Raw genomic sequence first — 13,821 nt, forward strand, 5'->3', positions numbered from 1 at the left:
TAAAGTAAGCAGATCTAACATGATAGTCAAGTTACAAGAGCGTCAGGAAAAACCCCAAAATCATTTGTTAGCAATTTTGCCCGAAGGAGTTTATTATCAGCTCGAACCACACCTCAAGCTGGCTTATCTCAGTCAAGGTGAAATTCTGCATTTAGCCGGAGAAACAATTGAGGAGCTTTATTTTCCCATCGATTGTATGATTTCGATTACTACGACGATGAATGATGGCACTACTGCTGAAACTGGACTAGTTGGTAATCGCGATGTTTTGGGAATTAATGCTGTGATGGGCGATGCCGAAGCTACTCAAACAGAATATATCGTCCAAATTTCCGGTCGAGCCTTGAAAATCGATGCGCCCATAATGCGATCGCTGTTTCAACAAAATTCAGCATTGCGCGATGTCATGCTGCGCTATACTCAAGCTCTCATCGCTCAAATTTCACAAACTACTGCCTGCAATCGACTTCATGTTTTAGAAGAACGTCTGGCACGTTGGTTATTAGAATCTCAAGACCGTGTTGAGTCTAACAAGCTTTATTTAACTCAAGAGTTTGTTAGCAATATGTTGGGGGTACGCCGCGCTGGAGTAACTCAAGCCGCCCAAAAATTACAAGATCGGGGCATTATTAAGTATAGTCGCGGTCATATCGAAATTCTCGATCTCCAGGGATTGAGGGACTGTGCTTGTGAATGTTTTCGGGTCGTCAAAGATGAATACAATCGGTTGCTGGGAACATAAAAAAGATTAGTCCCAACTACCTGTTAACCGGGATCGAGCGAGAATCTCCTTCAAACAAACTCTATCCAAATCAAAGTGATGGCAAGCGATCGCCTTTAGCTCTACTTGCTTTTAGCCGATTAAAAAGACGTTTTAAACAACGTCAGTTCGACATAAGTTTAAAGATAGGGTAAAGGAACGAAAAATCAGCCTTTTCCCCTTCCCTATTTCCCCTTTACTCAACCTCAAGCAGATTTTAATTTTTGCATCGAACTCAGGTTTTAAACAGCGTTGATTAAATACCAAATTGTTAAGTTAAACCAAGGATAAATAATATTAAATGACTACAATCTTGCTATTAGAAGAAGATGATGAAACCCGACCAATATTAGTTAAAAATCTGCGTAATGAAGGTTATAAAGTAATAGTTGTAGTAGACCGAGAAAACGCGATTGATTGGATGAGTTCTGCGAACTTACGTCCCGAGATATTTATAATTAATCAGGTCAATATTTCACTCTCTCAGTGTTTGAAAAATGTCCAACACATTTACCAAAAAAGTAAATTTTCCCAACCTCCGCCTGTAATAATTTTAGCTGACAAATATCCATCAGAGCTAGAAGGTACGGTAACTAAAATCAGCCGCGATCGATACGTACTTTATCTCGAAGATGCCGAGCAATTATTTGATTTTCTGCATCGTCTGTGTTTTGAAAATAATATATAAGCTTTTACTAACCAATGGAAAACTGCTAGAAAAAACGCCCTAAAATTGACTGTACATTTCATTTCTTTCCACTACGAAAAAACTGTTTGAGAATTGCGCTTGGCTGGCGATCCCAAGTATCGAGATGCTCGTAAATTAAACCCTCTACATTAAGCTTATAGTTAGAATAGCCATTAAACAGGATCTGAGCTTGCCAAGGTACCCGTAAAGTACCCCGCACCGTCCAGTTAGCCAAAATTGTATCTGATGCAGTCTGCTTAATGTCGTGTAAGTCAAAATAGAGTGAGGTAAAGAAGAGCCTGCCGTGAAATCTCAATGTCCAGAAGATAATTCGATAATTCAACTTACCTTTAAAAGTATTAACTGGATCCTGGAAATAGATATCTTGGGTGTAAATATCGTAGGAAAGGTCGCTGACAAACAAGCTTGGCAGTTCCCTTTTAAGAGTTTCAATAGCTTGCTCGACTTGCAATTGATAGACGCTCTCTGACAAATCTCTCTCCTCTAGAAATTTTTTCGCCAACCACTACCTATTCGAAAGCCGAGCTAACTCGCTTAAAATAGTATCTGTCTCTGCGTTACTGTCTGTAAAGGAAAACAGATGTCGAAAGACAATTCGACCTTCTCGATCGACGATAAACTGAGCCGGTAAAGGTGCTCCTAGAGCTTGCCCCACTCCATACCGGCGGAAGATAGTGCAGTCGGGATCGTACAGAAAAGGATAAGGCAAGCTGAGTGCTTCGACAACTTCCTGACTCTGCACTGGATCGGTGCTGGCGATCGTCAGTAGTTCTGCTCCTTTACCACTGAAATCTCGATACCGTACTTTCAAGTCTTGAATGTGGGGATAGCAAAAAGGGCAAAATAATTTTTCGGTGAAAATGCGTGTAAATGCCAACACTACAGGCTGTTTGCCTCTATAGTCTGAAAGCCGCACCCGTTCGCCACCTCTAACTTGGAGCAAACTAAAGTCTGGTGCGATCGCCCCTATTGCTGGCACTTGAAAAGGAGGCAAGGGCACAAAATTTGAAGCAAAACGGCGATTCAACAGTCCTGTATTTCTAGTCACGATACAAGTCAATCAATCATTTGATATTTATTTTTTTAATTTTACCTAAGTTCATCCCAATTCTCATTTGCTTGAGTAGGGAGGCCAAAAGAAACACAACAATCGCGATCTCAGCAATATCCGGTAAGTAAGTTTAGCAAAACTAAATAATACTTTAAACTACAACCAGACAAGCTCGGCGATCGCAGATAATAAACAACAACCAGCAAAACCAGCTTAAAAATGCTCAAAAAAATCGTGCCTTAGTGGCCGCTAAAGCACGACAGATATGACACTCTATTTTCTATATGGCTAAGCTCAAAAAACGTCCGTCGACAAAATTTTCTCTTACTCTTTAACCATAAATCTATGTCGGATTTTAGTCGCCAGCAAATTTACGGAAAAAATTCTGCTTCAGTATTTATATTTAAAAGACCGTTACCAGAATTTACCTACAAGTAAGTCAGCAAAGAAACCGCCCTCAGACAAAGATGGTAGAATTGATTAGGAATAAAATGACCTCGTAGGTATTTTGAGGAAAACGAATGCAGGCGGATTCAAATTTAGATAAACGGAAGTTACTTTCTGCAGGTTGTCACGCTTCTATTTTCATCAGTGCGTTGGTTGCCTCAATAGGAATTCCCGTAGCAATTTTCTTTATTTCAGAAGATGCAGTAGTTAAGGAAAATGCTACCGAAGCGATTAACTTTCACCTCAATGTCTGGGCGATTGGCATTGTAATTGCGGTATTGTCTTTTATTACCTTTGGTCTTTTAGGTTTCATTCTTGGACCTATCTGGTTAGTCTATCACTGGGGTCTATCAATTTGGGCGATTATCCATGCTCTCAATAATTCAGAGCGTGCTTTTCGCTATCCGTTTATTTTTCGCGTGATATGAGATTGGTTGCCAAATTATTAGTTTCCTTGTCGATCGCGCTGTGGATCGGTGCGATCGCTATTTTTTCGATTCAAAATATTCAACCAGTATCGCTTAAATTTATTACTTTTGAATCAATTTCCTTTCCTGTAGGAGTTTTATTAGCTTTTAGTGCGGGTGTAGGTATGATACTAGGCTCTTTACTACCCCTCCTGTGGCAAAGAGGAAAAAGGCGATATTACTGAGATCTTGCACCTTGTCTAAATTGACTAGTTAAGTGAGGTAATAGGTATAAGATTTGAGGGTTAAAATACTCAAATTGATTATCAATCTTTAATTATTCAGTTTTTTGTACTGGTGCAAGATGTGAGTATTAAATAAAGTAGAAAATCCAGATAATTTATCTTTGACCTCTCATCCTTCTGCGATCGCTCTTTAAATTTAAACAGGATTAAACACACGAGCTATTCATCAGAAAAGTAGCAAGGAAATCGACTCACGAGAGTAATTAATCCATTAATAAACTCTCAAATAACTGTTTCACCGAGAGAGAAAATTTCAATTCCTTTAAGAGCTGGATTTTGAATGTCATGGATAAATTCTAAACTGAGGCTGCCATCGGACACCGTCGTAGTGTGAGATAACATAAATCCAGAGTACTGACCTACGCTAGCATAGATGTCTACATCATTAAATACACCAGGTACAGAATCTTCCACCGCTACATCAAAAACTCTTTCTTCAGCTACATCAATTGGTTGATAAATCTCTGCGAAGTAAAGTCTAACCTCATAATTACCAGAATCTACATCGAATTCCCACTGCATATTTGAGCCAGAAATTGGATCCCAACGTTCGCTTTTGAAGATTGCTTCTGGGACATCAGTAGGCAAACTTTCGTCACTTAGATCGATATTAGTTGTGGTTTTTTGATAAATTCTAGCACCACCATCTCCTACTCGATAAACTGAAGGATTGCTGTTGGTATCTTCACTCCAGTCCATTAGGTCATCGGCAATTTGCTCCCCACCGACATTAATTCGATATTGTAGCGATGGTTCGGCAGTAGAGGATTCGGAAATAAATGTTAAATTTTCGGTTGCAAAATCGTCGTTAATAATCGTACCGATACCCAAACCATCAGCAATTTCAACATTGCCGTCAACATAGCTTACGGTAGCGAAAACTTCTTCATCATTCTCGATTTCTAAATCTGGATAAACTTGTACGCTAAAGGTTTTTTCGGTTTCTCCAGGCTCAAAAATCAAACTTTCCATAGTCATGTAATACATATCGTCCCAATCAGCAACATCATTGGGAAGATAGTAGTTATATTCATCGGGCAAGTAACCGCTGGCTTCCATCATGACAAAAATACTTTCCGTCGATGGTCGATCTAGAGTTACGGTGAATTCTAGAACATTATTGAAATCGTTACCTTCGAAATCGTTACCTTCGATTACCTCGGCATTGGAGATAAATAGTTTGGGAATACTTTCTAAAATAGGTTCGGAATCAAAATTTGTCATGGCAATCTAAAGTAGTTTCAATAAATATCTGGTTTTGTAACTTACGTTTCTATTAAAATCACTATTTCGATCGCTGACATCAGTGAATCTTTGAGTTTAAATTTAAAGTTTTGGCTAATTTTTAGGATTGTTGGATATACAAAATATCAAGAAAAGCAAGCAAACGGCTGGGTTGTAAATCAAGAGCAAGAAGACAATCGTCCCGAAAAAAGTCTTTGTCTAGGCAGGAACTCTGAAGATTTGCTCAGAGTACTTCAACCCTATAACTACTTCAACTCTTCGCTCCTGCCTCATCTTCTCTAGTCTCGGTAGCTCGAAAAATAGCCGCAACGGTGTTAAAGAGGTTTGAAGTTTGAAGTTTGGAGCGATCGCTCAATGAAATAACGATCGAACTACTACAAGCTCATCCATCGAATAGAGTAAACCTAATTATTCAGCCGATCGCCAATTTGTTACGATAGGGATATGTAATTGCGTGTGAGGACGAGAGTTAGGAGCGATCGAGCAAGAGACATTAAGACTCCTACCAATTTTCCTTCAGTTAATAATTAATAAATATGGCTAAATTACAGCAGCGACGTTCCCAAAATGTGAGCGGCAATTTTTATGTCGATCGCTCCTGCATCAACTGCGATACGTGTCGTTGGATGGCTCCAAGCGTCTATCGTCAGAAGGGTTCACAGTCAGCAGTATACCATCAACCCAGTAACGAAGAAGAACGCATCTCAGCACTTGAGGCACTATTGGCTTGTCCGACAGCTTCGATCGGTACGGTAGAAAAACCACAGGATATTAAAGAAGTACAATCGAGATTTCCCCTGTTGGTAGCAGACAATGTGTATCACTGCGGCTATCACTCCGAACTTTCTTTTGGTGCGGCGAGTTATCTAATTCAGCGTCCGGAAGGTAATATTGTAGTTGATTCTCCTCGTTTTACACCACCATTGGTCAAGCAAATCGAACAGATGGGGGGAATTAAATTTATGTATCTCACTCATCGCGATGATGTTGCCGATCATCGTAAGTTTCACGAACATTTTGGCTGCGATCGCATTTTGCATCGGGATGAAATTTCTTCCAAGACTAGAAATGTGGAAATTCAGTTAACTGGTACTGACGATTATTCCCTAGCTGACGACCTCCTGATTATTAGCGTACCAGGTCATACTAAAGGACATACCATTCTGCTGTACGACAACAAATTCTTATTTACTGGCGATCATTTGGCATGGTCGGATAACTATCACCAGCTGATTGCTTTTCGTAGTGTTTGTTGGTACTCTTGGTCGGAATTAGTCAAATCGATGGCTAAGTTGACTAACTATAGCTTTGAATGGGTATTGCCCGGTCACGGCAGACGCTATCATGCTGATGCTCGAAAAATGCAGCAGGAGTTGGCTAAATGTCTCGACTGGATGCAGCAAGCAGCTTAGTCGAGCATTGCTAAATCAATAACGCTTAGACGAGTGCAACAATAGTATTTAACTTGAGAGAGTGACGGATTGAAAATTTCAGCATCGCTAAAAATTTGGAATTAACATAAATTCTTATCATGTAAACTAGCCGCCTCCTCTCTCAGATTTAAAATGCCAAAAAATGTCGTCGAGCGTTACTTAAATTGACCGATGAATCGAGAATCAAACTCTAACCAGCGATCGCCTTTCGACTCAGAAATGATGCAAAGATGTTTGCAACTAGCGCGTCGCGCTTTGGGAAGAACCTCACCCAATCCAATGGTAGGTGCGGTAGTAGTAAAAGATGGCAAAATCGTTGGAGAAGGATTTCATCCCCAACCAGGACAACCCCACGGTGAAGTTTTTGCCTTGCAAGCTGCGGGAGAACGAGCTAGAGGTGCAACGATATATGTAAATCTCGAACCGTGTAATCATTATGGAAGAACCCCGCCCTGTACCGATGCTTTAATTGCGGCTGGATTGGCTAAAGTGGTTGTAGGCACGATCGATCCAGATCGTCGCGTTTCGGGAGGCGGTATTGCTAAACTGCGGGATGCAGGAATAGAAGTAATCGTTGGGGTAGAAGAAACTGCCTGTCGTCAACTAAATGAGGCTTTTATCCATCGCACTCTATACCATCAGCCCTTTGGCATCCTTAAATATGCTATGACTTTAGACGGCAAAATTGCTGCTAGTACGGGACACAGTGCCTGGGTTACTGGTAAAGCCTCACGTCATCTGGTACACCAACTTAGAAGTGTCTGCGATGCCGTAATTGTTGGCAGCAATACGGTACGCCAAGATAATCCCCAGTTAACCAGTCATGGAACTAGCGATCGCAATCCTCTGAGAGTAGTCATGAGTCGCAGCTTAAATTTACCCAGGGAGTGCCACCTGTGGCAAACCGAGTTCGCTGCCACGCTGGTTTATACCGAACCCAATTTTAATCCTTCACTCAAAACTGAATTAATTGCTCGTGGTGTAGAAATTATCAAACTACCTCGTTTGACTCCTAAAGCGGTAATGCAGAACCTATATCAAAGAGAAATATCCCAAGTGCTATGGGAATGCGGTGGAACTCTCTCAGCACAAGCGATCGCCGATGGTGCGATACAGAAAGTAATGGCATTTATCGCCCCCAAAATTATCGGTGGCGCGATCGCACCTTCTCCTATAGGAGATTTGGGTTTGACGAAAATGACTGATGCTCTTCGGTTAGAAAGGGCAACGATTAAAAATGTCGATACAGATATTTTAATTGAAGGTTATATCGAATCTACTTAATAGAGTCCTACTTCATATCTTTTCATATCTTTTTATAAGGCTCGAAACAGTAGTATTTTGGTTTAGAATCCAATCTAACATGAAGCCAGTAAACTCCTACCCCCGAGGTACTAACCCAGAGGGGTTGCTGGTTAAGCCTCCGTTGAACTTCTCTACCCACAGTTTGCCATAATAAATGCTGCTGAGATATGGGTGCTGCTCGCATGAACGCGGCAAGATGAGGGTAGGTAGATATTTCGGCAATAGGACATGGTACGATTAGTAGAGCGTCATTGCCTAGATTGGGGAAGGTTACGATTTCTTCTGCCGAATAAAAATACTGTCTGAAATGACTCGGATCGGAGCGTACTCTAGCTAATTGAGGACTGTCTACCAGAACAAACTCAAATGCTCGATTAACCGTAGAATTTGTTACTGGCGGTGTTTCCCAAAAATAAGCTTTTAAGGAAGTATCCCCTAATAAAGAAATAAAAAACGCCCGAAAGCTGTTATCGTGTTGCCATAACTCGATTACCTCAGAGTAGGTAACCTGTCGCTCGTCAGAAAAAAGGGAAATTCTGTAAAGGCGATCGTCTTCTAGCAGTTCTGTTTGAAATTTCCACATATCGTGACCAGAATGATAACTATAGAATATTTTGTCTAATTAAGTTTGAATTTTGGCAAATTATTATGACTGTTGAAGAATTTTTACGACTAACTCAGCAAGAGATAAAAAGCTATCCTCTGGCACTACAAGCATTATGGTATGACTATCGAGATGATTGGCATCAATCTCACCGAACCATTGATACTGCTGGGGATGAAGATAGTGCTTGGGTTCATGCCTATTTGCATCGCAAAGAGGGAGATTTGAGTAATGCTCGTTACTGGTATCGGCGTAGTGGTAAACCAGAATCTCTCCTAAGTTTATCCCAAGAACGAGAGGAAATTGCTAGAGTCTTACTAACAGAGATATAAAGTTACTAACTTACTAACTGAACGGGAGTTCGATAAAAACAGAAATTATTAGTCTCTTAACAAAATTATAATAGTTTCAGCTTACGAAAGAATCAGGCTTTAAGCCTCTGTCGAACTCACGTTAACTGACGTTCTAGGTAATATAGAAGACTGTTTGTTAAACAAAAATTAAATGCTCGTATAGGTTGAGTTGGGCGAGTATTTTTCTAGAATCAGTCTTTCGATTTGCTATTCGCCGTAATCCGTCTTAAGATGTACTTTATAAACTGTCTCTAAGATTAGCTCTCACACATTTTTTTATGTATGAGATTAAAATTTCTCTATCTCTAATAGTAAAAATAGTAAAGGCGAACTTGGTTGTCCGCCTTTAACGATACTATGCTCTAATAGCCCGGTTCTTCTTCGTATTCGGGTGCTTTTTGCTTTTCGGGAATATTAACTGGGGGAGGATTGTATGGTTCTGGTTTGATATCATCATCCCAAACATCTTCAGAAGGAGTATTATATTCATACTCTTTAGCGGGAGTTTGAGTTTCGTATATGGGGACATCATATACTTCTTCTTCAGGTTCTACTTCTTGCCAATTACTTTCTTCGTACTCTTCGTAAGGAACTGCTTCAGCCTGCTGGCTTACTGGTGGAACTACTTGTGCTTCCTGCCAATCATCCTCATCCCAACGTTCTTCCATTACTGGAGTTCGTTCGGGGACTGGAGTAGAAATAGGAGGATTTACTGGCACACCAGTACCCAGTTGGTTTTCGGCTTTGATTGTTTGAGGATAATATTCTTCCTGTTCTCTTTCCCAAATCGGGCGACCAATACCCAGGCGTTCTAAAAGCCCTACTGAAAGTTGAGTAATTCTCTCTTCGGAACCTTCAAAGACAATCAATCGATTGGGACCGCTACTTACAACTTCTTCAATAGATAGTTCGTAAGTGCTAATCAGTTGTTCGGGAATTTGGGATATACCTATAGAAGCAATGACGATCGAGTAAACCTTGCCATCTCGAACATCAAACTGAAAATCTCTTACTCTACCAAGAGGTTCTCCAGCTTCAGTAATTACTTCGCAGTTGGTCAACTTAGTGAAACTTTCTAGAGCGATATCCTCGATAACATCTTCATCATCTACCAAAATGACATCTCCAGTTTGGCGAATGCTATCAAGATACATATATTTTGGTATACCAGACAGCGAGAGGATGTTGTCTCGCAAACCCAAGGCAATTACTTCTCTGCGGTCTATATCTACTAATATCTCTTTAACTACTCCCAATCGCTTGCCACTATTACGAGCGATTACCTGAGTATTGAGAAATTCAGAACGTAGATGTGTATTTTCAGTTGTCATTTTATTGTTTGGTTTATGTAAGCTGATGCTTGCACTTGTTATTTTTAAAAGGTAATTTTTAAATGGCGCGGAATGGTTACAGTTGTTATTGAAAAGGTATAGTGTAATAATTTTGCTAAGGTGAGTACCTATTGCATTTAGTGTCATTTGAGGGCTTAGCGAGCAAGACCGAAAATTTTTGAGGTTTCTACTCCACTAAGCTTACTTGTTTACCGTACGCGACAAAAGTTATTCTGTAACTACCGAGTTTGAGTCTCTACATCATGCCATAAATGTTACTTTTAATTATAAAATCATTCTAACTAATCCCAAAGTATTTGCCTCATTGGAGCATGAATATAACCTTTTGGCAAGTATATTGGTGTTTTATCGATCTAATCTAAGTTCAAGGCTTTGGGTGATGAGAGTTCCGGCAGATGTAACCAAGCTATCTGTGAATTTTAGTAGTTGTCTGGGATAGATACCTAAAACACTTCAAATATCCACCAGAACCATCTATTTTTTTAGAGCGGACGGCAAGCAGGACAAACAATCAAAATTGCTGCAATTATTGAGGACTACTATAAAAAGTCTGAGCCAGCAGTTGTTTAAAGCGATCGCGAGTAGGCAGAGAAGTTTGTGCGCCGTTTTTAGTAACCGCTAGAGCACCAGCAACCGTCCCCCACCGAACTGCTTCTCGCAGAGATTTTCCAGAAGCTATAGCTACTGCCAAAGCGCCATTAAACGCATCCCCTGCAGCAACTGTATCGACTACGGGTACGGAAATTGGTTCTACCCAAAAGTTTTCCGTCGCGCTACTGTAAAAAGCTCCCTGGCTGCCTAAAGTGATAATTACATTTTTGACTCCCATTTGATGCAAACAAAATGCTGCCTGCCTAGCAGTAGTTATGCCATCTACTGTAAAGCCTACTAATTGACTTGCCTCGACTTCATTAGGAGTAATCAGATCTACTAAGCGATAGAGTTCATCGGGCAGATTAGCTATCACAGGAGCGGGATCGAGAATTGTATAACAGTTATGGGCTTTAGATTCTCTGGCTGCAGCTAAAATTGAGGCTAAAGGAATTCCCAATTCCATCAAAACTACTTTTGCCTGCGGAAGCAAAGTTTGAAACTTTTTGATTTCTTCCTCTCTAACTAAGTTATTCGCTCCGGCAGCACAGGCAATGGTGTTAGTACCTTGTCGATCGATTGCGATCGAAGCTATTCCTGAATGGACGTGGGGATTGATAGTTACTCCGTTAATGTCTACTCCTGCAGTCGAGAGACTTTCGAGTAAAGTTTTACCAAAGCTATCGTCTCCAACTTGACCGACCAAACTGACTGAAGTCCCCAATCTAGCGACAGCTACAGCTTGGTTAGCTGCTTTTCCTCCGGCAGCAGAAAAAAAGCGATTGCCAATTACAGTTTCTCCTGGTACTGGTAGATGGGGAACTTCTACTACAAGGTCTAAATTAATACTGCCGAAGACAACGACGGTCATTACAAAAAATCTCGATATGATGCTGTGAATTGGTTTTTAGTTAAAATCTGTTTTCGATTATCCCTTATTTTGTCAAAAAAAACCTCATAGCTCAGGAATGGAAAATTTGCCTGATGCCAGCGCAATCGAAAAGAGGTGTCAGTATTCAGTGCGATCTGATTTATGCTCAACCCTCAATGAAATAATAAAGATCTATATAGTAGTTTTATTCGATTTGAGGGAGTAATGGATTTCAGCCATGTAGAACTAGGAACTGACAAAACTATTTTGTTTTATTCTATTTTGGATTGCTATATAAACCACAACCTATAAGTAAGCTGCGATATTTGAAAAAAAATATGAAGAATTGTATCCAAGTGCTCTGTAAAAAATTTAAATTTATTGCTCGATTTAGCTTCGTTTGGTTGGCAGCAATCGCTTTGGGCTTGCTGTTAAGCTCTAATTTAACCCAGGCTCAAAATGCCAATTCTCAGCTAGCCAAGGAAGTATATATCGTTAGTTGTAGTGGTTGTCATTTACCCATTCCTGCAGAAGTTTTACCGACTAAGACCTGGGAGCAAATTTTAAATAATCCTGCCAATCACTATGGTACATCTATATCTTTACCAAATCGGGTAATTACTCGTTTGATCTGGAGTTACTTAAAAAATAATTCTCGTCCCTTGATAGCAGGAGAAACTACACCTGAATATGTCACTAATTCTCGTTACTTAAAAGCACTTCACCCCCAGGTAGATTTACCCAAACCGACTACTCATCAAAGTTGTAATCTCTGTCATCCCAATGCTGAAAGGCTGGATTATATTACCGTAAACAATTGAAGCTAGCAGTTTAGTAATCTGAAAATTTTTAAAAATTAATCTTGAATTGAGAGAGTAAATTGAGCAAAATTCAGCTTTAAATTTGTCGTTAGACAAAACCAAATCTACATAAAGCATAAAGATCTTGTTTATTTCACAAACAGTTTTTTGTTGCCAAGTGTTGGTATTGGCTGGAATTTTTCTAACTCGATATGTTTTTCTTGTTGTTTGAGGCGAGCAATTTCCTGGATAATTTGCTGCTGTTGTTGTTGCAAAATATCGAGGCGATCGCAAATCTCTTTTAACTGTTGGGAATTAGTTGTTACCTCGTAATTGGTAATGGTGGTATTGCTATTGTTATTCTTGGCTTTAACTTCCCAACCAAATAAAGCTTTGACTAATCTCAAGGGAGATTTTAAAATCCACAACCACAAGCGATCGATTGCAGTGGCGATCGAAACATAGATGATAACTAATAATCTAACGGTCAAAATCGCAGTGATGGTAAAACCAATTAAGGTAATTAGGGGATGATGCACCAGCCATAAAATAAACGGATGTTCGGCAAACCAACTGTCGATCGCCGAACTCACTGAGGATTGAAGATTGTCTATGATATAACTATCGGTCTTTTCTAAAGTAATTTCAACCGAATTTTGAGCTGTTTCTCTCCAGGCATCTAACCGCTCGCTGGCAGTTTTAGTTACTTGGTTGACGTAGTTTTCTGCCGCAGAAATAGTTTTAGTTAAAATATCCATCTCAAGAAAGAAAATATTACTCGTTTCTCAAACTCAGTCAAAAATTAGACAGTCAAAAAATGGTCAAACGTAATTAAGCCAGTAGAGATAGTCTCGAAGTAAACTAAAAAGAGACACTCTGTCAGGGTTCGGAAAAATTAGCCAACTAAAATATCCACGATGGCTCGAACTGTTGTGTCCTCTCTAATCATAGGTCAAAAACTCGACCAATGCTCGCCTGCCGTTTTCAACTTGCTTGGATAATGGAGTTAATTTCGTAGCTTGGCTGTAAAATTTATCTAGTAAAGATTGAGAATTTACTTTCGGCTAATTCAAATTACTAGCTTTAAGTAAACTAAAAATGAATTGATTACGATTACCCAGGATCTAAAATTGCTTGAAGTCAATCATTTAGTTTCAATTTCAGTGGCTAAATAGCAAGTTTTTAGAATTAAAAATGAAGACTGTTGGAGTACCGCTTCAGCCTAAAAGTAGTCACAAAAATAGATTTGTGAGTAAAGAAGTACTAGCAAAAAGCATATAGGTAGTAATTTCACGCTATGGAAGCAGACATAGTAAAACACAGAGAAATTGGGCAAAATGGTAACATTATTTTAGAGAAGATCGGAGATTACTGCGGAGACAAGTTCCGCACCCTGACGGGCGGCATAAACAAGGGGCTGTGACTCGAAGTGAATTCGAGTCCTTGAAAGCCCCGCGCCCGGCGAAACTCTAGGCGATACGCCCTCCTTGGACTGTTGGTGAAATAAATATAAGACGGCAAAAAAATAATCAAGCTGCGATCGCAACTCCCTGAGATAGATAAAAATACTGATAATCAATTTATTTAT

At 39.8% G+C, this 13,821-nt stretch carries 16 protein-coding genes; 8 read left to right on the forward strand and 8 right to left on the reverse strand.

All coding sequences use genetic code 11. The annotated features are described in order from the left end of the window. The first annotated feature begins 19 nt into the window (after positions 1–19). Together ACLFKQ_RS12060 and ACLFKQ_RS12065 are read left to right on the forward strand one after the other, a co-directional pair. Positions 20–742, forward strand: a complete 723-nt coding sequence (locus ACLFKQ_RS12060; protein WP_449000048.1) for a Crp/Fnr family transcriptional regulator — start codon at positions 20–22, stop codon at positions 740–742. 319 nt (positions 743–1,061) lie between these two features. Then, positions 1,062–1,448, forward strand: coding sequence for a hypothetical protein (locus tag ACLFKQ_RS12065; protein ID WP_449000049.1), 387 nt, complete (start codon positions 1,062–1,064; stop codon positions 1,446–1,448). Between the two features lie 58 nt (positions 1,449–1,506). Here the strand turns inward: ACLFKQ_RS12065 and ACLFKQ_RS12070 are convergent, their stop codons facing one another. Both ACLFKQ_RS12070 and ACLFKQ_RS12075 read right to left on the reverse strand, forming a co-directional pair. Next, positions 1,507–1,941 (reverse strand): DUF2358 domain-containing protein, encoded by a 435-nt coding sequence (locus ACLFKQ_RS12070; protein ID WP_449000050.1) that lies wholly within the window; start codon positions 1,939–1,941, stop codon positions 1,507–1,509. A gap of 33 nt (positions 1,942–1,974) precedes the next feature. Further along, on the reverse strand, positions 1,975–2,517 hold the full coding sequence (locus ACLFKQ_RS12075; protein ID WP_449000051.1) for a peroxiredoxin family protein: 543 nt from the start codon (positions 2,515–2,517) through the stop codon (positions 1,975–1,977). Positions 2,518–3,041: 524 nt separating this feature from the next. On the opposite strand from ACLFKQ_RS12075, the gene ACLFKQ_RS12080 reads away from it, so the two are divergent. Further along, the gene (locus ACLFKQ_RS12080) at positions 3,042–3,395 is read left to right on the forward strand and encodes a DUF4870 domain-containing protein (protein ID WP_449000052.1); all 354 of its coding nucleotides are present in this window, start codon (positions 3,042–3,044) and stop codon (positions 3,393–3,395) included. Next, a complete protein-coding gene (locus ACLFKQ_RS12085; RefSeq protein WP_449000053.1) occupies positions 3,392–3,619 on the forward strand; it encodes a LapA family protein in 228 nt (75 codons plus the stop codon). Before ACLFKQ_RS12080 ends, ACLFKQ_RS12085 begins: the two co-directional genes overlap by 4 nt. A gap of 282 nt (positions 3,620–3,901) precedes the next feature. On the opposite strand, the gene ACLFKQ_RS12090 is transcribed toward ACLFKQ_RS12085, so the two are convergent. Continuing rightward, positions 3,902–4,903 (reverse strand): malectin domain-containing carbohydrate-binding protein, encoded by a 1,002-nt coding sequence (locus ACLFKQ_RS12090; protein WP_449000054.1) that lies wholly within the window; start codon positions 4,901–4,903, stop codon positions 3,902–3,904. Between the two features lie 557 nt (positions 4,904–5,460). Between ACLFKQ_RS12090 and ACLFKQ_RS12095 the strand changes: the two genes are divergently transcribed. Then, positions 5,461–6,336 carry an MBL fold metallo-hydrolase gene (locus tag ACLFKQ_RS12095; protein WP_449000055.1) on the forward strand — a complete coding sequence of 292 codons (876 nt, stop codon included), beginning with the start codon at positions 5,461–5,463 and terminating at the stop codon, positions 6,334–6,336. 192 nt (positions 6,337–6,528) lie between these two features. After that, positions 6,529–7,641, forward strand: coding sequence for a bifunctional diaminohydroxyphosphoribosylaminopyrimidine deaminase/5-amino-6-(5-phosphoribosylamino)uracil reductase RibD (ribD, locus tag ACLFKQ_RS12100; protein ID WP_449000056.1), 1,113 nt, complete (start codon positions 6,529–6,531; stop codon positions 7,639–7,641). Positions 7,642–7,663: 22 nt separating this feature from the next. Here the strand turns inward: ribD and ACLFKQ_RS12105 are convergent, their stop codons facing one another. Then, entirely contained in the window at positions 7,664–8,245 is a 582-nt protein-coding gene (locus ACLFKQ_RS12105; protein WP_449000057.1) for a DUF6940 family protein, read from the reverse strand. A gap of 65 nt (positions 8,246–8,310) precedes the next feature. On the opposite strand from ACLFKQ_RS12105, the gene ACLFKQ_RS12110 reads away from it, so the two are divergent. Next, a complete protein-coding gene (locus ACLFKQ_RS12110; protein ID WP_449000058.1) occupies positions 8,311–8,598 on the forward strand; it encodes a hypothetical protein in 288 nt (95 codons plus the stop codon). A 383-nt stretch (positions 8,599–8,981) separates the two neighbouring features. Here the strand turns inward: ACLFKQ_RS12110 and ACLFKQ_RS12115 are convergent, their stop codons facing one another. Together ACLFKQ_RS12115 and rbsK are read right to left on the reverse strand one after the other, a co-directional pair. After that, positions 8,982–9,950: a PRC-barrel domain-containing protein gene (locus ACLFKQ_RS12115; RefSeq protein ID WP_449000059.1), complete on the reverse strand. Its 969-nt coding sequence runs from the start codon at positions 9,948–9,950 to the stop codon at positions 8,982–8,984. 547 nt (positions 9,951–10,497) lie between these two features. Beyond that, entirely contained in the window at positions 10,498–11,433 is a 936-nt protein-coding gene (gene rbsK / locus ACLFKQ_RS12120) for a ribokinase (protein WP_449000060.1), read from the reverse strand. Positions 11,434–11,771: 338 nt separating this feature from the next. Between rbsK and ACLFKQ_RS12125 the strand changes: the two genes are divergently transcribed. Next, positions 11,772–12,254: a cytochrome C gene (locus ACLFKQ_RS12125; protein ID WP_449000061.1), complete on the forward strand. Its 483-nt coding sequence runs from the start codon at positions 11,772–11,774 to the stop codon at positions 12,252–12,254. Positions 12,255–12,382: 128 nt separating this feature from the next. Here ACLFKQ_RS12125 and ACLFKQ_RS12130 read toward each other — a convergent pair whose 3' ends face one another. Then, positions 12,383–12,991 (reverse strand): hypothetical protein, encoded by a 609-nt coding sequence (locus tag ACLFKQ_RS12130; RefSeq protein ID WP_449000062.1) that lies wholly within the window; start codon positions 12,989–12,991, stop codon positions 12,383–12,385. 593 nt (positions 12,992–13,584) lie between these two features. Continuing rightward, on the reverse strand, positions 13,585–13,812 hold the full coding sequence (locus tag ACLFKQ_RS12135) for a hypothetical protein (RefSeq protein WP_449000063.1): 228 nt from the start codon (positions 13,810–13,812) through the stop codon (positions 13,585–13,587). Positions 13,813–13,821: the final 9 nt, after the last annotated feature.

The organism is Myxosarcina sp. GI1(2024), assembly GCF_053543375.1.